Origin of the sequence: Streptococcus ruminicola (genome assembly GCF_011387195.1) — a bacterium.
GTDB classification, from domain to species: domain Bacteria; phylum Bacillota; class Bacilli; order Lactobacillales; family Streptococcaceae; genus Streptococcus; species Streptococcus ruminicola.
Map to the genome: position 1 here is coordinate 621,729 of NZ_CP046919.1, position 25,913 is coordinate 647,641.

The following is a 25,913-nucleotide window of genomic DNA, read 5'->3' on the forward strand; positions in this document are numbered from 1 at the left end:
TAATTAGAATAGCTCTTATTTAAACTTTCTATTTAGAATGTGGTATTTTTTGGAAAAAAAAAGACAGCTAGAAGCTGTCTTACTTACTACTACTTCTTAGTAAAGATCTAGATAGTTGTCAATTTCCCATTGTGAAACAAAGGCCGCATAGCTTGACCATTCAATTTTCTTAGCTTCCACAAAGTTTGTAAAGATGTGATTTCCAAGAGCAGCTTTAACCACTTCATCATCTTGCAATGCTTTAACGGCATTGTGCAATGTTGATGGAAGATCACGAATTCCAGCTTCTTTACGCTCTTCTTGAGTCATGATGTAGATATTTGATTCAACTGGAGCTGGTGCTTCAATTTTGTTTTCAATACCATCAAGACCTGCTTCAAGAAGGACAGCAAGAGCAAGATATGGGTTAGCAGTTGGGTCAACTGAACGAAGTTCCAAACGAGTACCCATTCCACGTGATGCAGGTACGCGGATAAGTGGTGAACGGTTACGTCCAGCCCATGCGATGTAAACTGGTGCTTCATAACCAGGAACCAAACGTTTGTATGAGTTTACAGTTGGGTTCATGATTGCAGTGTAGTTATAAGCGTGTTTCATCAAACCGCCAAGGAAGTAGTATGCTGTTTCAGACAATTGCATACCTTTTGGATCTTCAGTATCGAAGAATGCATTATTTCCATCGTAGTCAAACAATGACATGTTACAGTGCATACCTGAACCGTTGATACCGAATTTAGGTTTAGCCATGAATGTAGCGTAAAGACCATGTTTACGAGCAATTGTTTTAACAACAAGTTTGAAAATTTGAATGTTATCACATGCTTTCAAAACATCAGCATATTTAAAGTCGATTTCGTGTTGACCGATTGCAACTTCGTGGTGACTTGCTTCAACTTCAAATCCCATTTCAGTCAAAACATTAACGATTTCACGACGAGTGTTATCTGCAAGGTCAGTTGGTGCAAGGTCGAAGTAACCACCGCGGTCATTTACTTCAAGAGTTGGTTCACCTTTTTCATCCAATTTGAACAAGAAGAATTCTGGTTCGGGACCAAGGTTAAATGATTTGAAACCAACTTTTTCCATGTGACGAAGTGCACGTTTCAAGTTACCACGTGGGTCACCTGCAAATGGTTCACCTTCAGCAGTGTAGATATCACAGATCAAACCTGCAACAGCACCATTTTCACCACCCCAAGGGAACACTGTCCATGTATCAAGATCTGGGTGTAAGAACATATCAGATTCGTTGATACGTACAAAACCTTCGATTGAAGATCCATCAAACATTGCTTTGTTTGACAATACTTTGTCAAGTTGTTCGTCAGTTGCTGGGATTTCTACGTTTTTCAATGTTCCAGCGATATCTGAGAACATCAAGCGTAAAAATGTAACATTTTTTTCTTTGACTTCGCGACGGATGTCAGCTGCTGTAATAGTCATGAATTTAGGTCTCCTTTTAAAACCGAAATAACCGAGCGGCGCTTATTTAGATGCGCCAATTGCTAATGTACTGTGATGGGGCCGAAAAACGACCTTGGTTTCGGAGTTCATCTTGTAAGATTCGACGAACATCAGCATCAGTTAAAGACTTCTGCTTTTGAAGTGCTTTATCTTGTCTATCCGCGTATTCACGCTTGATAGCCGCAATATTAAGCCCCTCGTCAAGGAAATCTTTAATTTCAAGCAATCGATCCATATCGTTTAATGAAAACATACGACGGTTACCTGAAGTACGTTCTGGGGTTATTAACCCTTGATCCTCATAATAACGAATCTGACGTGCTGTTAAATCGGTCAATTTCATTACTGTCCCAATGGGAAAAACCGCCATGGAACGTCTGAGTTCTTTTTCTTTCATGATGACCTCCTTCCGATAATTATTATAGTCTGAAAATTCTAAACTGTCAACCCTATATGTCAGAAAATATGACATTAAGAATCAATTTTTTTCATTTTTATTTTTCAACCACTCGCGAACCATGTCTACATCAGAATTAACGAGTATAGCAACAAAGACTCCGCAGAATGTTTCAAACACCCTTGCAAAGACGTACAAAATCGTATCCCCAGCAGGGATTGATAGCGTAATAATTAAAAGTGCCGATGTTCCACCAATAATCCCTGCTTTATTATTAATCGAAACATTGATCATAATGCCAAGCATGGTAAATACTGGGACAAAAAACAGAGTCACCCAAAATTCGTTGTGAAAAAATTGATTAATTAAAAAGAAGAGCAAAGATAAAAAACCACCGACACTATTTCCAACAATACGTGAAAAACCAAAGTGAACACTTTTATCCAAACTTTCACGTAAACTGAAAACAGCCGTCAGCGTTCCAATCTGCAGCCCTTCCCAACCAAATAAATGAAATAATAAAAGAACCAAAAAGACAGACAAACCTGTCTTCAGCGTTCGCATCCCTAACTTAAACTTACTCGGATCAAATTTATAATTTGATAAAAGATCTTTCAAATACTTCATAACCCACAACCCAATATATTTTCTTTATTTTAACACATTTTAAATCGTTTTCGCTAGACTGGAATGCGTTTACTTTTTCAAGTGTAAATAAAAGAAGAGCCCCAAAGGGCTCTTCTATTCTCAAAGTTGAGAATTATTTGTCAGTCAATGCAGCAAGACCTGGAAGTACTTTACCTTCAAGAAGTTCCATAGAAGCTCCACCACCAGTAGAGATCCATGAGAATTTGTCTGCACGGCCAAGGTTGATAGCTGCGGCAGCTGAGTCACCACCACCGATGATTGATTTAACGCCTGGTTGTTTAACAATAGCGTCCATTACACCGATTGTACCAGCTTGGAAGTCAGGGTTTTCAAATACACCCATAGGTCCGTTCCAAACAACAGTTTTAGCACCAGTCAATTCTTCGTCGAATTTAGCGATTGATTTAGGACCGATATCAAGACCAAGGAATCCAGCATCTACAGCTGCACCTTCAGTATCTTTAACTTCAGTGTAGTCAGCAAAAGCGTTAGCTTCTTTTGAGTCAACTGGCAAGATCAATTTACCGTTAGCTTTAGCCAAAAGTTCTTTAGCAACGTCAAGTTTGTCTTCTTCAACAAGTGAGTTACCGATTTCGATACCTTGTGCTTTAAGGAATGTGTAAGTCATACCACCACCGATAAGAACTTTATCAGCTTTTTTCAACAAGTTTTCGATAACACCGATTTTATCTGAAACTTTTGAACCACCAAGGATTGCGATAAATGGACGAACTGGGTTTTCAACAGCTTCTTGGATGTAAGCAATTTCGTTTTCAAGAAGGAAACCTGCAACAGCTTTTTCAACGTTTGCAGAGATACCTACGTTAGATGCGTGTGAACGGTGTGCAGTACCGAATGCATCGTTAACGAAGATTCCGTCACCAAGTGAAGCCCAGTATTTACCAAGTTCTGGATCGTTTTTAGATTCTTTTTTACCGTCAACATCTTCAAAACGAGTGTTTTCAACAAGAAGAACTTCACCATCTTTAAGGTTGTTGATAGCTTCTTCAAGTTCAGCACCACGTGTAACACCAGGGAAGACAACTTCTTGACCAAGTTTAGCTGCCAAATCAGCTGCTACTGGAGCAAGAGATTTACCTTCTTTATCAGCTTCTTCTTTAACACGTCCAAGGTGAGAGAAAAGAATTGCACGACCACCTTGTTCGATGATGTACTTGATTGTTGGAAGAGCCGCAGAAATACGGTTGTCATTAGTGATAACGCCATCTTTCAAAGGTACATTAAAGTCAACACGGACAAGGACTTTTTTACCTTTCAAATCAACGTCTTTAACAGTCAATTTAGCCATTGATAGGACTCCTTATAATTTTTTATACATGCTAATTATATCACAAAACCTGTAAAAGAGGTAGTTAAATCAATAGAATTTGTCCTTCAGCTCCCCTACTACTATGTCTTAAGTAATTCAGCATATTTAAGAGAAATAAAAAAAGAGAGGAATAAATCCTCTCTTTAACTGATCAACTCAATGATTATTTAGCAATTTTTGCGAAGTATTCAAGAGTACGAACAAGTTGTGAAGTGTATGACATTTCGTTGTCGTACCATGAAACAGTTTTAACCAATTGAGTACCGTCAGCAGCTTCAGTTACTTCAGTTTGAGTTGCGTCAAACAATGAACCGAATGAGATACCTACGATATCGCTTGAAACTACTTGGTCAGTGTTGTAACCGAATGATTCAGTTGCAGCAGCTTGCATAGCAGCGTTAACTTCTTCAGCAGTTACTTTTTTGTCAAGAACTGAAACAAGTTCAGTAAGTGATCCAGTTGGAACTGGTACACGTTGTGCATGACCTTGAAGTTTACCGTTCAATTCAGGGATAACAAGACCGATAGCTTTAGCAGCACCAGTTGAGTTAGGAACGATGTTTTCAGCAGCAGCACGTGCGCGACGGAAGTCACCTTTACGGTGTGGTCCATCAAGAGTCATTTGGTCACCAGTGTAACCGTGAACTGTAGTCATTGTACCAACTTTAAGACCGAAGTTTTTGTTCAAAGCGTCAGCCATTGGTGCAAGACAGTTAGTTGTACATGAACCAGCTGAGATAACTGTTTCAGTACCATCTAGGATTTCGTGGTTAGTGTTAAATACGATTGTTTTAACATCTGATCCACCAGGAGCAGTGATAACAACTTTTTTAGCTCCACCTTCGTGCAAGTGTTTTTCAGCAGCAGCTTTAGTTGCAAAGAAACCAGTTGCTTCAAGAACGATTTCTACACCGTCGTTAGCCCAGTCGATTTGTTCTGGGTCACGTTCAGCAGAAACTTTAACGAATTGACCGTTAACTTCAAAACCACCATCTTTAACAACAACATCACCGTTGAAACGACCTTGAGTTGTATCGTATTTCAACAAGTGAGCAAGCATAGCTGGGTCAGTAAGGTCGTTAATACGAGCTACTTCAACACCTTCAACGTTTTGGATACGACGGAATGCAAGACGACCGATACGACCGAAACCGTTAATACCAACTTTAACTACCATTAGTGATTTCCTCCTTATGAAAATCAAAAAAAAATTTTTTATTTTAAAAGGTTTCCCTTTTAGACAATTGTGAAAAGATTAACTTACGTAGGCACAAATCAACCTTTCAACGCTATTATTATATAACTATTTCGCTAAAATTGCAAATATTATTACCGTTTTCATTACAAAAAAGGACGCTCATTTGAGCATCCTTTTTATCAGTAATTATTCACCAGAATTTTTCTTGATGATTTCTTCTTGAACTGATTTAGGAACATCTTCATAGTGGTCAAATACCATCATGAATGTACCACGTCCTTGAGTTGCAGAACGAAGAACTGTTGCGTAACCGAACATTTCAGCAAGTGGAACGAAGGCACGAACGATTTGGCTGTTACCGTGAGCTTCCATACCATCAACACGTCCACGACGAGCTGTAACGTGACCCATAACGTCACCAAGGTTTTCTTCTGGAGCTGTGATTGTAACAAGCATCATTGGTTCAAGAATAACTGGGTGTGCAGTTTTAGCAGCTTCTTTAAGTGCAAGTGATGCAGCGATCTTGAAGGCTGTTTCAGATGAATCGACATCGTGGTATGAACCATCGTAAAGTTTAGCTTTAACGTCAACCATTGGGTAACCAGCAAGAACACCGTTAGCCATAGATTCTTGAAGACCTTTTTCTACTGCAGGGATGAATTCACGAGGAACCACACCACCGACGATAGCATTTTCGAATTCGAATCCTTTACCTTCTTCATTTGGAGTAAATTCAATCCAAACATCACCGAATTGACCTTTACCACCAGATTGGCGTTTGAAGAATCCACGTGCTTGAGTAGCTTGACGGAATGTTTCACGGTATGATACTTGTGGAGCACCTACGTTAGCTTCAACTTTGAATTCACGTTTCATACGGTCAACAAGGACGTCAAGGTGAAGTTCACCCATACCAGAGATAACTGTTTCACCAGTTTCAACGTTAGTTTCAACACGGAATGTTGGATCTTCTTCAGCAAGTTTTTGAAGAGCGATACCCATTTTATCTTGGTCAGCTTTAGATTTAGGTTCAACCATCAATTGGATAACTGGTTCTGGAACATCGATTGATTCAAGAATAACTTTAGCTTTTTCATCAGTCAATGAGTCACCAGTTGTAGTATCTTTCAAACCAACAGCAGCGGCGATATCACCAGCGTAAACTGTTTCGATTTCGTTACGGTGGTTAGCGTGCATTTGAAGGATACGTCCGATACGTTCACGTTTACCTTTAGAAGTGTTAAGAACGTAAGAACCGCTGTTCAATACACCTGAGTAAACACGGAAGAATGTCAAACGACCTACGAATGGGTCAGTCATGATCTTGAACGCAAGGGCTGCAAATGGTTCGTCATCTGAAGCTGGGCGTTCTTCTTCTTCATCTGTATCTGGGTTAACACCTTTGATTGCAGGGATGTCAAGTGGGCTTGGAAGGTAGTCGATAACCGCATCAAGCATCATTTGAACACCTTTGTTTTTGAAGGCAGAACCACAAAGAACTGGGAAGAATTCAACGTTGATAGTTGCTTTACGGATAGCAGCTTTCAATTCAGCTTCAGTGATTTCTTCACCTTCAAGGTATTTCATCATCAATTCTTCATCAGTTTCAGCAACTGCTTCGATCAATTTTTCACGGTATTCGTTAGCTTGATCTACGTATTCTGCTGGGATGTCTTCTTCAAGAATATCTGTACCAAGGTCGTTAGTGTAGATTTCAGCTTTCATACGAACCAAGTCAATGATACCACGGAAGCTATCTTCAGAACCGATTGGCAATTGAATTGGGTGAGCGTTAGCTTGAAGACGATCGTGAAGTGTGCTTACTGAGTAAAGGAAGTCAGCACCGATTTTATCCATTTTGTTTGAGAATACGATACGAGGAACACCGTATTCAGTAGCTTGACGCCAAACTGTTTCTGTTTGAGGTTCTACACCTGATTGTGAGTCAAGAACTGTAACCGCACCATCAAGAACACGAAGTGAACGTTGTACTTCGATTGTGAAGTCCACGTGCCCTGGTGTGTCGATAATGTTTACGCGGTAGTCTTTCCATTGTGCAGTTGTAGCGGCAGAAGTGATTGTGATACCACGTTCTTGCTCTTGTTCCATCCAGTCCATTTGTGAAGCACCTTCGTGTGTTTCACCGATTTTATGGATTTTACCAGTATAGTAAAGAATACGCTCAGTTGTTGTTGTTTTACCAGCATCGACGTGAGCCATGATACCGATGTTACGAGTTTTTTCAAGTGAAAATTCGCGAGCCATTTTTTTCTCCTATTATAAATTTAGTTTACTACTTTATTATAACATACTTTTAGAACGGATAGGCAGGACCTACCCGTTCTAAAGATGTTTTATTAAATTTGATACAACTTAAGCAGAAATAAATTCTGATTAAGCAAATTTCGAATGCCAGTAGTAAAACAAATTAAATGCATTCGAAGTGACGTATCATTATCTTGCAGATTACCAGCGGAAGTGTGCGAATGCACGGTTTGCTTCTGCCATACGGTGTGTATCTTCGCGTTTTTTAACTGAAGCACCAGTGTTGTTAGCAGCATCAAGGATTTCTTTTGCAAGACGATCTTTCATAGTGTGTTCACCACGATCACGTGATGCGTTTACCAACCAACGAAGTCCAAGAGTTGTACGACGTTCTGGACGAACTTCAACTGGGACTTGGTAGTTAGAACCACCGACACGACGAGCACGTACTTCAAGAACAGGCATGATGTTTTCCATAGCTGTTTCGAATACTTCAAGTGCATCGTTTCCAGTAGCTTCTTTAATTTGTTCAAATGCATCATATACGATTGATGCAGCAGTACCACGTTTACCATCAAGCATAACACGGTTGATAAGACGTGTTACAAGTTGTGAATTGTATAATGGATCTGGCAATACTTCGCGTTTTGGCGCTCTATTTTTACGACTCATTCTTTCTTATCTCCCTTCTTATTATCCTTTAGGACGTTTAGCACCGTATTTAGAACGGCTTTGTTTACGGTCAGCAACACCTGCAGTATCAAGTGCACCACGAACGATGTGGTAACGTACCCCTGGAAGGTCTTTTACACGTCCACCACGGATAAGAACAACACTGTGTTCTTGAAGGTTGTGTCCGATACCTGGGATGTATGCAGTAACTTCGATAAGGTTGCTCAAACGTACACGAGCGAATTTACGAAGGGCTGAGTTAGGTTTTTTAGGTGTCATTGTTCCAACACGTGTTGCAACACCACGTTTTTGTGGTGAAGATACGTTAGTTTGAACTTTTTTGTGGCTGTTGTAACCAACGTTAAGAGCTGGTGATTTAGATTTTTCAACTTTAGATTTACGTGGTTTACGTACCAACTGGTTGATTGTAGGCATCTACTTTTCTCCTGTAAGATTTTTATTTTGGTTGATAGGGCGCTTGGTGACAGTCCCTATCTAAAATGTGTACTTTGCAACATTTGTCAGCACGTCTCTGTACACTCTGGAGAGACCAAAAGTAAAAAGTACCGTTCATAATAATACCATAAGACTGGCAACATGTCAACTGATTTTGCTTGTTTTTCCTGTTTTGAAACATTATTTTCAGTGATACAAAAAAAGAGGCAATCGCCTCTTTCTGATTATTTGTCAAAGATATTACCAAGTTCTACTTTAACGTGGTTATTTTTAACGTCAATTTCTGAAACTTTTAGCAATGATTTGTAGTTCATGCGGTCACGTTTTTCTTGTGCATTTTCAGCAAAGACAGCAACACCAACTAATGTACTATCAAATTCTGTCAAAAGGCTAACCATACCAGAAATTGTACCACCACCTTTAAGGAAATCATCGACAATCAATACTCGGCTATTTGGTTTCAAGCTACGTTTTGACAAGAACATCTTTTCAATACGATCACTTGATCCGCTTGCGTAATTGACTGAAACCGTAGAACCTTCAGTGATTTTAAGATCTCGGCGAACAATAACAAAAGGTACATTTAAAATATTAGCTACAGCATTAGCTAATGGCACACCTTTTGTGGCAACTGTCATAACAGCATCAATCTTGTGTCCTTTAAAGGCATTAGCAATAATACGCCCTACACTTTGTAGAATACGTGGGGTACTTAGCAAGTCTGATAAATAAATATAACCACCTGGGAGGATACGATTACTTTCTGACATACTATCACGTAAGTCTTCAATAACCGCTCTCGCTTCTTCTTCAGAGATTCCTGGTGTAAAAATGACACCTCCACTTGCCCCTGTGACTGTTTCAATTTCGCCAATTCCAGATTCTTCAAAAGCTTTTTTGATGATGGCGATATCTTCAGAAATCGAAGATTTTGCTGCTTCATATTTTTCAGCAAAAGTGTTTAAACTTGTCAACTTATAAGGGTTGTTAATCAAATAGTTGGAGATGACAACCATGCGTTCACTACGTCGTAATTTCATAATTTCTCCATTTTTAGTATCTGTTTTTGTTATTATAACATAAGAAGACGAAAAAAACGAACATTTTAATAAAAAATGTACGTTTTTTATGTTTTTTCCTAATGTAAAGGGATTCTTGAGAGCGTAATATTAAAATGTTGTGTTATTTAACGCACTTTATAACTTTAATAAACTCTCTTAAAATGTGGAAAAAAGCTATCATAGAAACATAGTAAGCGCTATCCTTTGACAGTAAAAAATCTTCAATAATATAACATCAGCGAGAAGAGACAGCTATAAATGATAAACCATAGATGATAAAGCAATTGATAATCTCGATTTGATACCGTAAAGTGAAATAATATTGTTTCTTGTTTAATTAATGGTCCTTAGTCTATTTGCACAACGATGCAATCAATGAAAAACGGAGGTCTAATTATGGAAAAAACTGTTCAAATCAGCTGGTTTGATGCTAGCAACGATTTTTAGGAGCTTGTCGAGCGCAAAATAACGCTACTGCTTCAAATCAAACCGAAACAACTAGCTCTAGTTATTCTAGCTCAGACATTTTTAATGTAGCACCTCAACTTTTTTTGGATGGAACTTATGTTTTAGAAAGATTTGATGAAGTTAAAACTTTAACCATCAAGGATGGAACTGACCAACTAGAAACTAAGAAATACGACGAAAAAATTGATATTGATTCAGTAAAAGTCAATGTTGACAAACAGATTATCCTAATCGGTGATGATATGAAAACCTATCAATTAGACGGTAATCAACTTACTTTGACTGAAGGTGATGGAAGCCAAGATATCTATACGAAGCAATAAATAATACAACTGTGCATCATTCAAAGGTATCCGTCTGGATACCTTTTTTATATTAAAAAACCGTGGGCGAACCACGATTAGAATTTCTTAAATCGATTAATTATAGCTTTGGTTTATAGAAAGAACGGTTGTCCATAGCAAAGATACGATTTGTCATTTCACCTTCATCGATACGGCTTAGGGCCGTTGTCATCATCATCATTTCAGCATCGATATTATCAATCATGTGAATAATTTCTGCTTCCATGACACGTGGACGGACTGGACTACCGTATTCCAGTAAACCATGGTGACTTAAAACAACGTGTCGAAGAATGATAACATCTTCTTTCGTATCATCGATATTTAACTCTGTCAGAACTTTTGTAATTTCTTCATCAATCAAAGCAATGTGACCGATTAGATTACCACGAACTGTATACTCTGTATTGTCTGGCCCTGTCAATTCAATAACTTTAGCCAAGTCATGAAGCATAATACCAGCGTAAAGCAAACTCTTATTAAGCTGCGGATAAACATTACCAATTGCATCTGCCAAACGAACCATAGTTGCTGTATGGTAGGCTAGACCTGATTCAAAAGCATGGTGGTTGGTTTTAGCAGCTGGATATGTAAAGAATTCTTTGTCGTATTTGCGATAAAGTGCACGGACCACACGTTGCCAAACCGCATTTTCAATTTTAAACATCATCTGTTCAAGATATTCTTTAACATCAAGCACATCAACAGGTGATTTTTCTTTGAAATCACGTGGGTCATTTGGCTCACCTTCTCGTGTATTACGTAGCGTAATTTGGTTCACTTGAGGTGTGCCGTTATAGACCTCACGACGTCCCTTCATATAAATAACTTTACCTGCAGTGTATTCTTCAACGTTATAAGGCTGAGCATCCCAAAGATTTCCTGAGATTTCACCACTATCATCTTGGAAGGTGAAGGCGATGTAATCTTTACCAGCTCTTGTCTTACGAAGTTCTGCAGATTTTATCAAGTAGAACCCTTCAAAGAGTTCATCTTTTTTCATTTGACTAATTTTCATGATTGTCCTCTTCTTCTAATGGTGGGAGGTTAAGCAAGCTTTTCGTTGCTTGATCTTGGTAAGATTCTACTGTATTCAACGCACGGATAATTGCATTTGTTCGTGTGGAAATCAGGCTATCCAAGGTATTATTTGCAGTGTTAATTTGTTTTTGAGCTTTAACAAGCATGTTGCCAAATTTCTCAAATTCCACCTTAACATTCCCTAGAATCTTGCTGATATCGTTCGCATTTTTCTGAATATTAAGAGTTTTGAATCCGACAGCAAGCGAATTTAATAGAGCTGATAGCGTTGATGGACCTGCCACAACAATATTCTCATCACGTCGCAAGCTATCAAAGAAGCTAGCATTACGAACCACTTCTGAATACAAGCCTTCTGTCGGTAAAAACATGATACCGAAATTAGTTGTCTCAGGTGGATTTAAGTATTTTTTATTGATATCTTTAGCAAAGCGTTTGATACTATTTAGAAGTGACTTACGATAAAGTTCAACTTGTTCCTTATCACCACTTTCATAAGCATCTTCTAAACGATAATAATCTTCCAACGGGAATTTTGAATCGATTGGCAAATAAACATAGCCATCATCTTCAACTCCTGGGAGTTTGATGGCATATTCCACGCGTTCGCTTGAGCCAGAAACGGTCGGAACTTCACGTTCGTACTGACTTGGCGTCATGATATCTTCGATAATTTGCCCTAATTGCAATTCACCGAGAATACCACGCGTTTTCGTATTAGAAAGCACTTTGTTCAAGGTACCAACATCCTGAGCGACTGTTTTCATCTCACCCAAACCTTGATTAACAGATTCTAATTGTTTTGAAACTGTCTCAAATGAGGCTTTCAAACGATTCTGCAAAGTCTGCTCTAGCTTTTCTTCAACGGTCTGACGCATTTCTTCTAAGCGTTTTTCATTAGATGCTTGCATTTCTTTGACAGAATTTGTCAAATTACGATTAATGATTTCTAGGCGTTGGTCAGAGCGGTCGCGGTTCTCACTTAGACTTTTATGAAGAACATCGCGGATATCATTTAATTGTGTGTATAAATCATTTTGCAGACGATTAAGCTGATTATTCAAAGCCAAGACCTGATCTTTTTGAGCTAAATCAAGTTGATAAGAGACTTGGTCAGATAAATTATCTGCATTATCGTCCATTTTTTGTGATAAATCATCAGTTAGCTTTGCGATTTTTGATAAAAGGTATACCAACAAAGCAACTCCGATGACTCCTAACAATAAAGTTATTACTAACATATTACCTATCCTTACTCTGAATAACGATAAGATAACCCGATGCTAAGGTAACTGTAATAGGCTGCTGGTCTAGAAATTCGTTGCTAGAATAAATTTTCTTTTTGAAAAAATTTTTAGCATTCAAATTATATTTAGCTCCTTCAATGGTTAAATCCGAATCCCCATCAGCCATGAAAGACACATAGGTCATTTCGGCTTCTGGCAAAACTTGGCAAGTCCCCGCTGGATAAAACTGAATGCTGTTTTGCTTGTCTCGCAAAGTTATCTGACGCATAAATGGTGCTAAATCAGGATCCCCAGGCAAGAAGAGATTGGACATCATATGATCAATTCGACCACCAAAAGCTCCGAAAATAGTCACTTGGGCTTTCGGATACTGCTCAAAAACAGTTTTTAGAGCTAGTTCTGTGTCAGTGTCATCCTTTTCAGGATTAGCTTTTATAAAAACACCTGCCTCATGCTGAATCCCTTGCAGTTCATCTTGACTAACTGAGTCAAAATCACCAACTGCAATATCCAGCGGGAGCTTATTTTCTAATAAAAACAAACTGCCTCGATCCACACCAACAAAGACATCAAAACCAGTGGAAAAATCTGATAATTGACCACCAGCAAATACAGCTACCTTAGTCATCTAAAGCCACGCGCAATGTTTCTACTTGTGCAGTCAAATCGCTTGCTTTAAAGAGATATGATCCTGCAACAAAGACGTTAGCTCCGGCTTGATAGCATGCTTTAATAGTCTTGTTATCTACACCACCGTCAACTTCAATATCAAAATCGTAACCTTTTTCGTCACGAATTTTAGCAACTTTTTGAACCTTTTCAAGCATTTCAGGAATGAAAGCTTGACCACCAAATCCTGGGTTAACTGTCATGATAAGCACTTGGTCAACCAAGCTCAAAACAGGTTCAATAGCTGAAACAGGTGTTCCTGGGTTGATAACAACACCAGCTTTCATGCCAGCTTTTTTAATTTTTTGAAGGGCACCATGAATGTGAAGGGTTGATTCTGCATGAATTGTCATGATATCAGCACCAGCTTGTGCAAAAGCATCAACAAAGCGTTCGGGATTGACAACCATCAAGTGGCAATCAAAAACAAGTTTACTGTGTTTACGCATGCTAGCCACAACATCTGCACCAAAAGTAATGTTAGGTACAAATTGGCCATCCATAATATCGATGTGCACATATTCAGCACTTGTTTCTTCAATACGTTTTAATTCTGAAGCAAAGTTAGCATAATCAGCAGCTAAAATTGATGGAGCGATTTTATTGTTTGACATAAGTACCTACTTTCTTTTTACAACTTTCTTATATGTTTCGCGACGATTCTCAATTTCACTGAGAAATTGAAGATAGTTATCATAACGTGACTGCCAAAGTTCTCCAGACTCAACGGCGTCTTTGACCGCACACGATGGTTCATGAGTATGCGTACATGAACGGAATTTACACAAACGACTTAAACGACGGAGCTCTGGAAAAGCTTTGTTCAGGTCTTCTGCATTAGTTATTTCGTAATCCAGTGATGAAAATCCTGGCGTGTCAGCGATTTTACCACCGTTGACATTATAAAAACTAACAGCTCGTGTCGTGTGTCGACCACGCCCAAGACTATCTGAAATTTCACCTGTTTCTAGTTTCAAATCAGGAGCAATCTTGTTTAGCAATGTTGATTTTCCAACACCTGTCTGTCCCATAAAGACGGTTACTTTGTCCGTCAAGAGCGGAAGCAATTCGTCTAAAGATGTGCAAAATTGATAACCAATTTCTTGGTATTGTTTTTGAATCGCTGCAATCTCATCAGGACTTGTCAATAAATCCATTTTTGAAATATAAACAATTGGTTCAATCGCCTTATGCTCTAATAAAACCAAGAAACGATCTAACAAATTAGCATTAAAATCAGGCTCCTTAGCTGACATGATGACCACCGCTTGGTCGATGTTGACAATTGGTGGGCGAACAAGACTGTTTTTTCTGTCATGAATTGCTAAAATATAACCTTCTGAATGGTCTTCTGCTGAAAAATCAACAAAATCACCGACGTAAGGTGTTTGACCTTTTTTTCTAAAATTTCCACGCGCACGTGTTTGATAAACAACTCCATCAGATTCTACATAATAGAAACCTGCTAGAGACTTGATAATTCTACCTTGCAAATGTATTTCCTTTTTTTGATTGATAGTCCCATTATAGCAAAAAATGGGCGTTTATTCAGTAATCAAGCCAAAAGATTTCACTTGATTGGCTTTTTTACTCCAAAGGAGTATAATGGCATTGTCTTTTAGAAATAGTGATTTAGCTAGTGTTTTTGATTAAGCACACTTCACATCACTATTAAAGTTTGGAAAGGTGGCCCAGCTTGGTACGGCACCAGACTCGAAATCTGGCAAGTGGAATCCTTTCACACGCGGGTTCAAATCCCGTCCTTTCCTTTTTAAAGCACAAAACGCCAACTAACAAGCTGGCGTTTTTTTCTATTTCAGATTTTCCATTTTTGACCTTAAGTCTTTGATATATTTTCTAGAAACATAACAGGCTTTATCATCGTCAAAATAAACCAAACCTTCTTTTTTATCTAACCTAACAATATTATTTAAGTTAATCAGATATGATTTATGACATCTAAATAATTTCTGATTAGCTTGCATCACTTCTTTGATTGAACCATAAAAGTGACGTTGCCCAGTTTTTGTAATCAACTTCAGGCGATGACTTTCTGCGGTTTCAAAATAAAGGATATCTTCCAAGGGAATGCGGATTTTCGTTTTGTTATTTTCAAAAACAAATATTTCCTTAGGAATGTTAAAACCTTGGTCCTCAAAGACCTTTTGCAAGCATTTTTTTAAGTTATCTTTTATCGCATCATCTTTATCTGTTTTATCAATAAAATCAAGTGCACTAACTTGCGCTCGATAAGTTAATAACATGAATTCAGAGTGAGTCGTCACAAAAACAATTGTCGCTGTGCGTGATTTTTCCCTTATCGCCTTAGCCACTTCAATTCCTTTGGTATTATCTCCATGAATATCAATATCCAGGAAAAAAATTTGAGGAAAAGACTCCTCAACTAGGTTAGTTAAACAATCAGGTTCACTAAATAAATCAAAATGACGAGTTTCCCACTGATTTGTCTCGAGTAAATCTCCAATCATTTTTTCAATACGGAACTGCTGATTTACATTATCTTCTAATACATAGATATCAATCATTGTTTTCTCCCTTAAACAATAACATCATTGATCATCTATTATTGTAACATATAAAAAATCCCTATCGACCGACAGGGACTAAAAAACTATTAGTTGCAAACAAAAACGTCTTATCTTCTAAAATCAACACTCATGACTCGATGTGTAGAAAGGGTTGGTGTGCGGTCGATGAAGGATACTAGTGCTCCGCTCGTCTTGCTCTCTACAATCTCATCAAACTATTCCCTTTTAATATCAAGTAGTTCTTTTTATGGATGGATTTTTCTCCCAGAAAAACACTAATACTAGCGCATAAATCACCTTTATCTTCCCCAGAAATGATTTTAAAAGTATTGTAAGTATTCTCTGAAAAAACAGATGTCAAAAGTTAAACTAATACTTGACAATAATGTTAGCTATTATTTCCCCCTAATCTCCAATAATAACTAACCTGAAATAGCAGGGTGATTGATCAATAAAACTCTTAAGATTTCTAAACTCATTTGCCACTAACCCAAAAAGCAAAAGCGATAAGAAATCTAATCTATCAATGCTCCAACTAAGAAGTTATCCTCTGATAACCATGTCTATCATACCTTTTTTTCGTGCCAATTTGACGCCCAATTCCTAAAAGGACAAAAAACATTCCTAAGAGGACAAAAATTAGCTTTTTAGGAATAATTATGCCTCAAAAATTCGGACAACTTGTGTAAATGTATAATCTGAACTGCGGGTTTCAACCGACAAATTTTCGTAGTCATCTTGAAAATCCATTAGTGTGGCTAGACCAAGTCCACGATTGTCTCCCTTGGTTGAGTAGCCACGCTCAAAAATCTTAGTTAAATCCACCGATTTTTCTTTGGTTGAATTCTCAATCATGAAAACAAAGTCACCATCTTGGTAAAAGTTAGCAACTGAGATTTTTGGCTCCGCAGATTCCAAAGCTCCTTCTATAGCATTATCAAACAGAATCGATAGGATTCGGATATAGGAAATCAATGGAATCTTTGGAGTTCCCATTTTTTCTGATACTTCTAAGCTAATCTCAATGCCCTGATTTTCAGCTTGCAAAAACTTGGCAGACATGAGACTTTTGACGCCGCTATCTGTGATGTTAGCCAGGCGAGTCAGATCAAATTTATTATTCTTGACTAGCTTCGTCGAATCAGCCGTGATTTCCTCATAAATTTTCTTGATATCATCCAGATTGCCTTGATCAATCCCCATTTTTAAACTCATCAGGACGTTAGCGTAATCATGCCTGAAGCTTCTAACTTCCTGATACAAACTTTCCACATGCTTGCTATAATTTTCAAGCGCTGTCAGCTCCATTTCCTGATTACGCAACAGTTCTTCTTTTTGCTCCTGACCATGGCGGAAGTTGAGGTAAAAGAGGAAAATGAAAAGAAGGATGAAGTAGATAAAAATAACAGCCCTATAAATATTTCTATTCATCGACATTTTCTCAAAAGGGGCTATGGCACCAAAACATTCCATTCCTGGATAGAAAAGTAGTAATAATACATTAACAAATCTAAGCGCTCTTGCACTAAGATAATTCTTGAGCGTTTTTCTGACATTTGAAATATCAATGTTAAGCCACTTTGATATTAGATAGTAAAAAATTGGTGGAATAATAACTGCAGTTATCATACCAATCATTTTTCCTACTGATGGTGAAGTCATTGTAAGTGAGGTCAATTGTATTGAAAAAATTGCAAATATAATATAACAATAAACTTCGTGTAGAATCATATAAAGATTAATTGGATACAAGGCATAAAAAATGTGATATCTTATTCCTATTTTGGGATTATGATGAAAAGAAACTGATAGTAAACAAAAAATCACTGAAATATCTTTCATTAGTACTAAAGCAACCATTGAATATTTCTGAGGATTCATAAAAAAAGAAACTGCTTGAAGAAATATGATTATCAATACCCATTCTAAAAACGTTAATTTAACCTTTGTTATTTGTTGAAATAGAATCCCTACTATAACGAATCCCACAAAATTCAAAAGCATTGTAATAATAAATACAACAATCTCAATCATCTACTATCTCCCTCATATATTCTCACCACTTGTGTGAATGTGTAATCTGAACTGTGAGTTTCAACCGACAGATTTTCGTAGTCATCTTGGAAATCCATTAGTGTTGCCAGACCAAGGCCACGATTTTCACCCTTGGTTGAGTAACCTCGCTCAAAAATCTTGCCTAAATCCACTGATTTTTCCTTACTTGAATTTTCAATCATGAAAACAAAATCACCATCTTGGTAGAAATTAGCCACGGAAATTTTGGGAGTTTCAGACTCCAAAGCTGCTTCAATAGCATTGTCGAAAAGGATTGACAAGATGCGGATATAAGAAATCAAAGGAATTTTGGGAGTTTCCATTCTTTCTGAAACTTCCAAACTAATCGCAATCCCTTGATTTTCAGCCTGCAAGAATTTAGCTGACATAAGACTTTTAACACCACTGTCTGTGATGTTAGCCAGACGAGTCAAATCAAATTTATTATTCTTGACTAGTTTCGTCGAATCGGCTGTGATTTCGTCGTAAATTTTCTTGATGTCATCCAGATTGCCTTGGTCAATCCCAACTTTCAAACTCATTAAGACATTAGCGTAGTCATGACGAAAACTGCGAACTTCTTGATATAAACTTTCCACGTGCTTGCTATAATTTTCCAAGGCCGCCAATTCCATCTCCTGATTGCGAAGCAATTCATTTTTTTGCTCTTGCCCATGACGGAAATTAAGGTAAAAGAGGAAGATAAAGAGAAAAATAAAGTAGACGAAGATAACTGCTCTATAAATATTTCTATTCGTTGACATATCCTCAAAAGGCGTTAGTGCTGCAAAACATTCCATTCCTGGATAAAAAATCAACAAAGCAACATTAACAAGCCTAAGTGCTCTTGCACTAAGGTAATTTTTAAGCGTTTTTCGAACATTTGAAATATCAATGTTCAACCATTTTGAAACTAAATAGTAAAAAATTGGTGGAATAATAACCTCAGTCATCATGACAATCAGAATTCCTAACGATGGTGAAGTCATTGCAAGTGGATTTAATTTTATTGAAAAGATTGCTAATATGCCATAACCATAAACTCCCTGTAAAATCATATAAAGATTAATCGGATACAAAGCATAAAAAATGTGATATCTTATTCCTATTTTAGGATTATGGTGAAAGGAAACTGATATTAAACCAAAAATCACTGAAATATCTTTTATTAGCACTAAAACAACTGGTGAACATTTCTGTGGGTCCATTAAAAATGAACCAGTTTGAACAAATATTATTATCAATACCCACTCTAAAAACGTTATTTTAACCTTTGTTATCTGTTGAAATAAAATTCCTAATATAATAAAACCTATAAAATTAACCAAAAGGCCAAAAATAATTATTAAATTATCCAATATTTTTACCTTCTCTATCGTATATTCTCACTACTTGTGTGAATGTGCAATCTGAACTGTGGGTTTCAACCGACAGATTTTCGTAGTCATCTTGGAAATCCATCAGCGTTGCCAGACCAATTCCGCGATTATCTCCTTTGGTTGAGTAGCCACGCTCAAAAATCTTAGTTAAATCCACCGATTTTTCCTTACTTGAATTTTCAATCATGAAAACAAAGTCACCATCTTGGTAAAAATTAGCGACTGAGATTTTTGGCTCCGCAGATTCCAAAGCTCCTTCTATGGCATTATCAAACAGAATCGACAAAATTCGGATATAGGAAATCAATGGAATCTTTGGAGTTCCCATTTCTTCAGCAACTTCCAAGCTAATCGCAATCCCTTGATTTTCAGCTTGCAAGAATTTGGCTGACACCAGGCTTTTGACGCCGCTGTCTGTGATGTTAGCCAAGCGAGTCAAGTCAAACTTATTATTCTTGACCAGTTTCGTTGAATCGGCTGTGATTTCGTCGTAAATTTTCTTGATGTCATCAAGATTGCCTTGATCAATCCCCATTTTTAAGGTCATCAAAACATTAGCGTAGTCATGCCTGAAACTGCGCACTTCTTGATAAAGGCTTTCCACGTGTTTGCTATAATTTTCCAAGGCCGCCAATTCCATCTCCTGATTGCGAAGCAATTCATTTTTCTGCTCCTGCCCATGACGAAAATTGAGGTAAAAGAGGAAGATAAAAAGAAGGATGAGATAAATGAAAGCAACAATTCCCCTTATTACATCGTTATCAGCATTATGAAAAGGTTTTACAATAGCAACAGCATCCATGAATAAAAAATAAGAGACCATCAAGATATTAATAATATTAAAAATTTTTGGCTCGATGTGTTTTTTTAAACTTTGACTTACATTTGAAATATCAATATTTAACCATCGTGAAACCAGATAATACACAATAAATGGTTCAGCTCCCGATAATATGACTACCAATGATGGATTTGTAGGGTTTATCTTTATTGAAAAAATAGATTGGCAAATAATGAAGAAAGAATTATGCAAAACAATATAGAATGCAATAGGATATAAGCCGTAAAAGAAATGGTATCTAAATTCTATTTTAGAATCACGCTTATAAGAAATAATAATAAGATATAATACAACTAAATAAATAGTAACTTCTTTAACCAGATAAGGATTTAAATTTAGTGTACTGAGAAAAATACCATTCACTATCGGTAATAAGACTTCGACCTCAAACAAAAAGAAAATCCATTCTTTTAAAGATAATTTATATTTAGTAATTTGTTGAAATAATAATCCTAGTAGAACAAAACTTATAAAATTAACAATAAAAGCAAAAAATAGCGTTAAATTACCCAACATTTTGACCTTCCTTCTTCATAAATGCTAACAACTTGTGTAAATGTGTAGACTGTTTTAAACGATAATTTACATAACCATATATCACACTCAATTTATTCTTGGTGATTTGTTGAAATAGTATTCCAAATATTATTAGACTTAACAAGTTTCCTAAGAAGGCGGCTAGTTCCGGTAAAATGCTCACTTAAATCTCCCTTTTCTCATTTATCGTTTACTATCTAACGATTTTAATCTTAAAAATTGTGACTTTTTTAATTGTATCACGTTGTAATAATATTGGGTATAGTTATTTTTACAACAAATAAAAAGGCCCTAAAGCCTTTTATTTGTTGTATTAATTGATTTTACCTAATAGATTCTAATTTCCATTAATTTTCTAAGTTCTTTAAATTTTTCAGATTGTTTTGGTGTAAAGGAAACTTTGCTATGTAAAACGACATCTGTTAATTCTAAACTCATGCGATTCATAAGAAAAGGAAATGATGTTCCGTTTGTTTTAAATTCATTAAGATAATGTGTCAATGTTTTTTTCACACTTGTAGCAGAATCATTTATTTGTAAATCAAGAAGCAACTCCTCAATAATTCTGATAGCTTCCTCTCTTCTTTCTTTTCCACCTGAAAACCATTTTAATTTTGCCATCTAAAATTCTCCTTTTCCCACTCAATTTCAATGAAAAATAACCCCAGTTGCAGCTAATCCAAGCGCAAGATTTCCTTCAAACAATCCATGACTAGAGATTTTTTTGTAAAAGTCGTTGACACTTGAAGACATTTTTTCTTTTTTAGCAATATTTGCAATGCCAATCTGGCGTAAATCAGAAGCAAGACTCACAACAGCTTTGTCAAAGTCTTTGCCATTTTCGACAGCATTTTTAAACTTCAGTAAAACTTGACGCTCTTCTTCTTTGATATCAACAGATAAAACAAGGTTATAAACGTCATTTAACAAATCTTCCTTGACTAATTTTCCCATAAAAATTTCCTCCTATGGCATTAAAGCATTTACTAGACTACGGCCAAAATCTCGCCCAGTTGAATAGACATGTTCAAAAATGACAGGATAAGCGATGATTAATAAAGCAAATCCAATGACTGTAATTGTAATTTTGTATTTTGAAAATAACGTCTTAAGCATATCTCATTCTTTCTAGTTTTAATGATGGGCCAAAAATCTACTTGTTACCAAGCTAGATGTCGCTCTGATTTTCTTTTTCATTTTTCAGATATATTATACCCTTTTTTTCATCACTAAAACGGAGCAAGTCGCAAACAGTCGTTTTTTCGTCGTAAACGGTAAAAATCGACATTTTAGGAATGTTTTTTAACCTCTTAGGACATCAAGAAGCTATTAAAGCATTTTTCTGATAAAATAATCTTCGACTGGAGGTAAAACAGTTATGACAGAATGGAAAATGTCAGAGTTAGAATCAGTCAAAGACTTGACTGATTCTGATTTGGAGAAGACAGTTGGAGGGGATAATATCCCTCTACTTACTGGTGTTGGTGATTTATTTAAAATTTTTAAAGGAAAAAATAAAAATCACATGTAATTCCAAAAAAGCATTCGATTTTTTAATCGAATGCTTTTTTAATACGTATGGTTTGGCAAAAATGGTAATTTTTACTATTTGTTTGAACAGTAAGATTAGGATATTTTCGCATCATCTGATGAATCGTTGTAAGACCAATACCTCGTCCATGTCCTTTACTTGAATAATCTTTCTGATAAATCAAATTAACTGGGACACTTTCTTCCTTAGTTGTATTATCTACAATTAGCACATAGTCATCATCTTGATAAAAACATGCAATGGTTATCGCAGGATGCTCTGCTTCCAATGCCGCTTCGATGGCATTATCACATAAAATAGCCAGCAAACGAATATAATCTAGTAGCGGAATATCGGGCACTCCAATCTTATCCTTAACCTCTAAATTTACTTCAATATGATTGGCTTCTGCTTCTAAAAATTTAGCTGATAAAAGACTTTTTATAGCATCGTCTTTGATATTGGCTAGACGACTAATATTAAATTTACTATTTTGAATAAAATCCGCCGAATCCTCTAGAACAGAATCGTAGATTTTTCGGACTAGCCCCATATCATCTTGATCAATCCCCTCTTTTAAGCTGACCAAGATATTAGCATAATCATGACGAAAAGCCCGCAACTCCTCGTATAACCCCTCAACTTTCTTACTATAAGCTGATAAATATCTTAGCTCTTGCTCACGAGCATTAGCAATCTCTTTCTCTAACCAACTTTGTCGAGAATGATTCATGTAAATAAGCATAAGGATAAAAAATATAAAATATAGAAGAATCAACCACTGTCGGTAGATTAATGTTGGAATTAACCCTCCAAATTCCACCTCTGCTGATGTCAAGCATTCAATCGCAATGTAATAAAAAATCATCGTCAAATCTGTAAAGACTAACTTTTTACGCAGGGATTTTATTTCACTAATCTCAATAAAGGTTTGAAAATCAATTTTTGATACTTTGATACTCAAAAGGTAAACCAATAATACAGAAAATTGTACAACAACATACAATAGATTATTTTTACTTACGTCAATATAATCTAACCCGAATATTGGTAGAACAAAAAATCCAATTGTCCTAATAATAATACTGTCAATAACCCATGGAAAACTACCATTAAATATGTGTAAAGATCGTGGCAAGTCTTTCCTACTAAAATAGGATACTAAAGATAGGATTAAAATTCTTACCATAGCGGTAGGGCACCAAATAATATCAATAACAAAAAATGACAATGATATCGTTATAATTTCTCGTAAGTTTAGCTTTTCTCCTCTTACATTCGCAAAAATTGTCATGATAACAGGATAATAAATAAACTGCGGAATATAATGAACAAAATAATCCAACATCCCATCACCTCATTTCTGCCATCAGTTTTTTGACTTTGTCTCTTGAGACTTGGCAGTAAGAGCCGTTTTCGAAATAAGCTGTTCGGGTGCTTTTATCAAATTCAGTGACATTATTAACATTAATCACGAATGAGCGGTGACATTTCAACAAACGTTTATCTGATTTAGCCACCTCAGCAATTGTGCCATAAAACTCTGTTTGACCTGTTTTAGTGTGTAAAATCACACGGTGCACAGTTGGTGATGTTTCAAAATATAAAATATCATCATAAGCCACGCGGATTCTTGCTTTTGCTGTTTCAAACAGGTAAGAATTCTCGCCAAAACTACCAGTTTGATATTTCAATGCCTCTTTCAAGCACAATTCAATGCGCCCTCCAAAGGCTTCATCATTCATATTTTTATCAATAAAATCAATCGCACCAACTAGTGATTGATAAGTTAGAAGCATAAACTCAGAATGGGTTGTCACAAAGACGATAATGGCTGTCGGATCTTTTTCACGAATAGATCTAGCAACATCTAAGCCTTGCTTTTCATCCCCTTTGATTTCTAAATCAAGAAAGAAAACCTGGTAATTTCCCTGCCCATCTGCCTTTTTTATAATATCCTTAGATGCCGCAAAAGCCTCTAAACGCTGATACTCCCAGTGGTTCCTTTCCATAATCGTCTCAATCTGACGTTCGATTCGAAATTGTTGCGTGATATTATCCTCAAGGATAAAAATATCTAACATAAACCTCTCCCTACCTAAACTATTCTTTTGATTATCTTAAAGACTAACATTTTCTATTATAAAGGAAATTTTAGGAAAAAAACACCTATGTCGTAAACAGTTATTTTTTCGTCGTAAACGGCATTTAGAACTAAAAAAGCTGACAGAATAAACTATCAGCTTCACCTATCATAATAGTAATACCTAATAAATTACTTCAATTAAATTGTTATCAGTTGATATCCCTATTTTCATAATAGATCAACATCAAAACAAGTAAACAAACTATTGACAATGGAGTCGTAGTACCTTCTTTTTGAGTTAAAGAATAAAAAATCAAAAAACAAACATAAGTAGACGTTTTTCTACTCTTCTTGATACTAAAGCCATCAACAGCAATTATTGCCAAAATAACACAATATAAAATAACAAAAATAGAATAACACATAAAAACTAATTTACTTTATTAATATCATACAATATAAACATTGTGAAAAAAACGAGAACTCCTTTTACTAACATACCATCCATCGATAATACTGCCTTCACTCCCAATGCTAAAAACAGTAGATTTTTTAGAACAGTTCTCCAATTTGTCATGTTTTCTTTCCAATTTTACTTTTTATTTTGTCGTTACAACTGACAATTCTTAGTTTAGCATAAATTTTAATTGATAAACGTTAATGTCATAAACGGTTAAAATTCAGTCGCAAATGGTAAAACCGATAGAAAATTACCTTTCGTTTTAAAATAGCTGAACGACTAATACCAACTTACTTTACAACCACTTAACCATGCCATAACACTAATACTAAAATAATTAAGTTATGCATCGAGTGTAAGATAATAGAAGGGTATAATTTATTCGTTTTTAAAAAAGTAAGTCCATAAATTAATCCACCAATTAATTGAAGATTGATCACTTCATGGTAATCATATACATGAATATAACTAAAAACAAAGCTACTAACTATAACAGCCAACACCTTAGAATAATGCCTCAACCCTCCTAAAAGAATTCCTCTATACAAAAATTCTTCTAAAAATGGTTGTGTAAATCCCATAGTTAAAATACTTAAAACTAAAATCAATGGATTATCTAATAAAATTTTACATAATGTTTTATCTTCAGGCATGCCGTTAATAGCAATATATCCAGCTGTGGTAATCAAATCAACCACCGCTATCTCAATAATTACTTGAATATCTTTTTTTCTAATTGTCACATCCTGAATAGAGGAAAAAATTTCAGTCCCCTTTGAAAAATAATTAAGATAGTTTCGAAGTAGTATTGCGATGGGGATAACCGCCAATATCAATATTATCCTAATAAAAATTATTATGGCAGTATTTTTACCAAGATCTGGTATAGCTGATGCTGCTGGTACTTGAATTAATACATGTAATAGAAAAAAGGTAATACAAACAAATACTATTTTTAACCTTTCAATTAATATTTGATATATTTGTTTAATCATAGTAATCTCCTTAACAAACTAAGGAGTACTACTTGAAGTACTCCTCAATTTATTATTCTATTTCCTAATTCCCTCTATACTTTCTCCCATTTAACCCATCAAGGAAAGAATATGCCACTCGAACACTTTCATAAGCAAAACTTGAAAAAGCCTTCCCACCCGATGTATATTCGAGTTCCTCACTAGTTAAAACTTGAAATTTTTCAATATTTTTCATCTT

General features: G+C 36.0%; 27 protein-coding genes and 1 tRNA gene. 3 read left to right on the forward strand and 25 right to left on the reverse strand.

Annotated elements, in window-relative coordinates:
* Positions 1-96: 96 nt before the first annotated feature.
* From glnA to purR, 9 genes are all read right to left on the reverse strand, one after another.
* On the reverse strand, positions 97-1,443 hold the full coding sequence (glnA, locus tag GPZ88_RS03205) for a type I glutamate--ammonia ligase (protein WP_074560916.1): 1,347 nt from the start codon (positions 1,441-1,443) through the stop codon (positions 97-99).
* A 46-nt stretch (positions 1,444-1,489) separates the two neighbouring features.
* Complete coding sequence (locus tag GPZ88_RS03210; protein WP_015695674.1) at positions 1,490-1,861, reverse strand: MerR family transcriptional regulator; 372 nt, start codon at positions 1,859-1,861, stop codon at positions 1,490-1,492.
* A gap of 81 nt (positions 1,862-1,942) precedes the next feature.
* Positions 1,943-2,488: an FUSC family protein gene (locus GPZ88_RS03215; protein ID WP_039696246.1), complete on the reverse strand. Its 546-nt coding sequence runs from the start codon at positions 2,486-2,488 to the stop codon at positions 1,943-1,945.
* Positions 2,489-2,621: 133 nt separating this feature from the next.
* The gene (locus tag GPZ88_RS03220; RefSeq protein ID WP_074602933.1) at positions 2,622-3,818 is read right to left on the reverse strand and encodes a phosphoglycerate kinase; all 1,197 of its coding nucleotides are present in this window, start codon (positions 3,816-3,818) and stop codon (positions 2,622-2,624) included.
* A gap of 184 nt (positions 3,819-4,002) precedes the next feature.
* Positions 4,003-5,016 (reverse strand): type I glyceraldehyde-3-phosphate dehydrogenase, encoded by a 1,014-nt coding sequence (gene gap, locus GPZ88_RS03225; protein WP_039696243.1) that lies wholly within the window; start codon positions 5,014-5,016, stop codon positions 4,003-4,005.
* 207 nt (positions 5,017-5,223) lie between these two features.
* Positions 5,224-7,302 carry an elongation factor G gene (fusA, locus tag GPZ88_RS03230; protein WP_020917479.1) on the reverse strand — a complete coding sequence of 693 codons (2,079 nt, stop codon included), beginning with the start codon at positions 7,300-7,302 and terminating at the stop codon, positions 5,224-5,226.
* Between the two features lie 201 nt (positions 7,303-7,503).
* Positions 7,504-7,974 (reverse strand): 30S ribosomal protein S7, encoded by a 471-nt coding sequence (gene rpsG, locus GPZ88_RS03235; RefSeq protein ID WP_004233289.1) that lies wholly within the window; start codon positions 7,972-7,974, stop codon positions 7,504-7,506.
* A 21-nt stretch (positions 7,975-7,995) separates the two neighbouring features.
* Positions 7,996-8,409: a 30S ribosomal protein S12 gene (rpsL, locus tag GPZ88_RS03240; RefSeq protein WP_003066537.1), complete on the reverse strand. Its 414-nt coding sequence runs from the start codon at positions 8,407-8,409 to the stop codon at positions 7,996-7,998.
* A gap of 245 nt (positions 8,410-8,654) precedes the next feature.
* Positions 8,655-9,470: a pur operon repressor gene (gene purR, locus GPZ88_RS03245; RefSeq protein ID WP_039696241.1), complete on the reverse strand. Its 816-nt coding sequence runs from the start codon at positions 9,468-9,470 to the stop codon at positions 8,655-8,657.
* Between the two features lie 572 nt (positions 9,471-10,042).
* Between purR and GPZ88_RS03250 the strand changes: the two genes are divergently transcribed.
* Positions 10,043-10,282: a hypothetical protein gene (locus GPZ88_RS03250; RefSeq protein ID WP_052071092.1), complete on the forward strand. Its 240-nt coding sequence runs from the start codon at positions 10,043-10,045 to the stop codon at positions 10,280-10,282.
* A gap of 100 nt (positions 10,283-10,382) precedes the next feature.
* On the opposite strand, the gene GPZ88_RS03255 is transcribed toward GPZ88_RS03250, so the two are convergent.
* From GPZ88_RS03255 to rsgA, 5 genes are read right to left on the reverse strand one after another with little or no spacing between them, the layout of a single operon-like run.
* On the reverse strand, positions 10,383-11,321 hold the full coding sequence (locus GPZ88_RS03255; protein ID WP_166043380.1) for a 3'-5' exoribonuclease YhaM family protein: 939 nt from the start codon (positions 11,319-11,321) through the stop codon (positions 10,383-10,385).
* Positions 11,311-12,585 carry a DNA recombination protein RmuC gene (locus GPZ88_RS03260; protein WP_006531897.1) on the reverse strand — a complete coding sequence of 425 codons (1,275 nt, stop codon included), beginning with the start codon at positions 12,583-12,585 and terminating at the stop codon, positions 11,311-11,313. Before GPZ88_RS03260 ends, GPZ88_RS03255 begins: the two co-directional genes overlap by 11 nt.
* A gap of 1 nt (position 12,586) precedes the next feature.
* The gene (locus GPZ88_RS03265; RefSeq protein ID WP_166043382.1) at positions 12,587-13,219 is read right to left on the reverse strand and encodes a thiamine diphosphokinase; all 633 of its coding nucleotides are present in this window, start codon (positions 13,217-13,219) and stop codon (positions 12,587-12,589) included.
* The gene (gene rpe / locus GPZ88_RS03270; RefSeq protein WP_006531895.1) at positions 13,212-13,874 is read right to left on the reverse strand and encodes a ribulose-phosphate 3-epimerase; all 663 of its coding nucleotides are present in this window, start codon (positions 13,872-13,874) and stop codon (positions 13,212-13,214) included. Before rpe ends, GPZ88_RS03265 begins: the two co-directional genes overlap by 8 nt.
* Positions 13,875-13,880: 6 nt before the next feature.
* Entirely contained in the window at positions 13,881-14,753 is an 873-nt protein-coding gene (gene rsgA, locus GPZ88_RS03275; RefSeq protein WP_006531894.1) for a ribosome small subunit-dependent GTPase A, read from the reverse strand.
* Positions 14,754-14,940: 187 nt separating this feature from the next.
* On the opposite strand from rsgA, the gene GPZ88_RS03280 reads away from it, so the two are divergent.
* Positions 14,941-15,029, forward strand: a tRNA-Ser gene (locus GPZ88_RS03280).
* 42 nt (positions 15,030-15,071) lie between these two features.
* On the opposite strand, the gene GPZ88_RS03285 is transcribed toward GPZ88_RS03280, so the two are convergent.
* The 7 genes from GPZ88_RS03285 to GPZ88_RS03315 all read right to left on the reverse strand — a co-directional run bounded on the left by GPZ88_RS03285 (position 15,072) and on the right by GPZ88_RS03315 (position 21,737).
* A complete protein-coding gene (locus GPZ88_RS03285) occupies positions 15,072-15,806 on the reverse strand; it encodes a LytR/AlgR family response regulator transcription factor (RefSeq protein WP_052071091.1) in 735 nt (244 codons plus the stop codon).
* Between the two features lie 660 nt (positions 15,807-16,466).
* The gene (locus tag GPZ88_RS03290; RefSeq protein WP_240915106.1) at positions 16,467-17,843 is read right to left on the reverse strand and encodes a sensor histidine kinase; all 1,377 of its coding nucleotides are present in this window, start codon (positions 17,841-17,843) and stop codon (positions 16,467-16,469) included.
* On the reverse strand, positions 17,840-18,922 hold the full coding sequence (locus GPZ88_RS03295) for a sensor histidine kinase (protein WP_240915107.1): 1,083 nt from the start codon (positions 18,920-18,922) through the stop codon (positions 17,840-17,842). Before GPZ88_RS03295 ends, GPZ88_RS03290 begins: the two co-directional genes overlap by 4 nt.
* Positions 18,923-19,214: 292 nt before the next feature.
* The gene (locus GPZ88_RS10350; protein WP_240915108.1) at positions 19,215-20,045 is read right to left on the reverse strand and encodes a sensor histidine kinase; all 831 of its coding nucleotides are present in this window, start codon (positions 20,043-20,045) and stop codon (positions 19,215-19,217) included.
* Between the two features lie 903 nt (positions 20,046-20,948).
* Positions 20,949-21,242, reverse strand: coding sequence for a bacteriocin immunity protein (locus GPZ88_RS03305; RefSeq protein ID WP_074626913.1), 294 nt, complete (start codon positions 21,240-21,242; stop codon positions 20,949-20,951).
* A 27-nt stretch (positions 21,243-21,269) separates the two neighbouring features.
* Entirely contained in the window at positions 21,270-21,575 is a 306-nt protein-coding gene (locus GPZ88_RS03310; RefSeq protein ID WP_158914537.1) for a bacteriocin immunity family protein, read from the reverse strand.
* Between the two features lie 12 nt (positions 21,576-21,587).
* On the reverse strand, positions 21,588-21,737 hold the full coding sequence (locus tag GPZ88_RS03315) for a hypothetical protein (protein WP_039696228.1): 150 nt from the start codon (positions 21,735-21,737) through the stop codon (positions 21,588-21,590).
* A gap of 262 nt (positions 21,738-21,999) precedes the next feature.
* Between GPZ88_RS03315 and GPZ88_RS03320 the strand changes: the two genes are divergently transcribed.
* A complete protein-coding gene (locus tag GPZ88_RS03320) occupies positions 22,000-22,152 on the forward strand; it encodes a hypothetical protein (RefSeq protein ID WP_158914538.1) in 153 nt (50 codons plus the stop codon).
* Positions 22,153-22,174: 22 nt separating this feature from the next.
* Here the strand turns inward: GPZ88_RS03320 and GPZ88_RS03325 are convergent, their stop codons facing one another.
* The 4 genes from GPZ88_RS03325 to GPZ88_RS03340 form a co-directional block, all read right to left on the reverse strand.
* Entirely contained in the window at positions 22,175-23,500 is a 1,326-nt protein-coding gene (locus tag GPZ88_RS03325; RefSeq protein WP_166043386.1) for a sensor histidine kinase, read from the reverse strand.
* Positions 23,501-23,504: 4 nt separating this feature from the next.
* On the reverse strand, positions 23,505-24,236 hold the full coding sequence (locus tag GPZ88_RS03330; RefSeq protein ID WP_166043387.1) for a response regulator transcription factor: 732 nt from the start codon (positions 24,234-24,236) through the stop codon (positions 23,505-23,507).
* 767 nt (positions 24,237-25,003) lie between these two features.
* Complete coding sequence (locus tag GPZ88_RS03335) at positions 25,004-25,693, reverse strand: CPBP family intramembrane glutamic endopeptidase (protein WP_074626894.1); 690 nt, start codon at positions 25,691-25,693, stop codon at positions 25,004-25,006.
* A 64-nt stretch (positions 25,694-25,757) separates the two neighbouring features.
* Positions 25,758-25,910: a hypothetical protein gene (locus GPZ88_RS03340; protein ID WP_159428313.1), complete on the reverse strand. Its 153-nt coding sequence runs from the start codon at positions 25,908-25,910 to the stop codon at positions 25,758-25,760.
* Between the last annotated feature and the right edge of the window lie 3 nt (positions 25,911-25,913).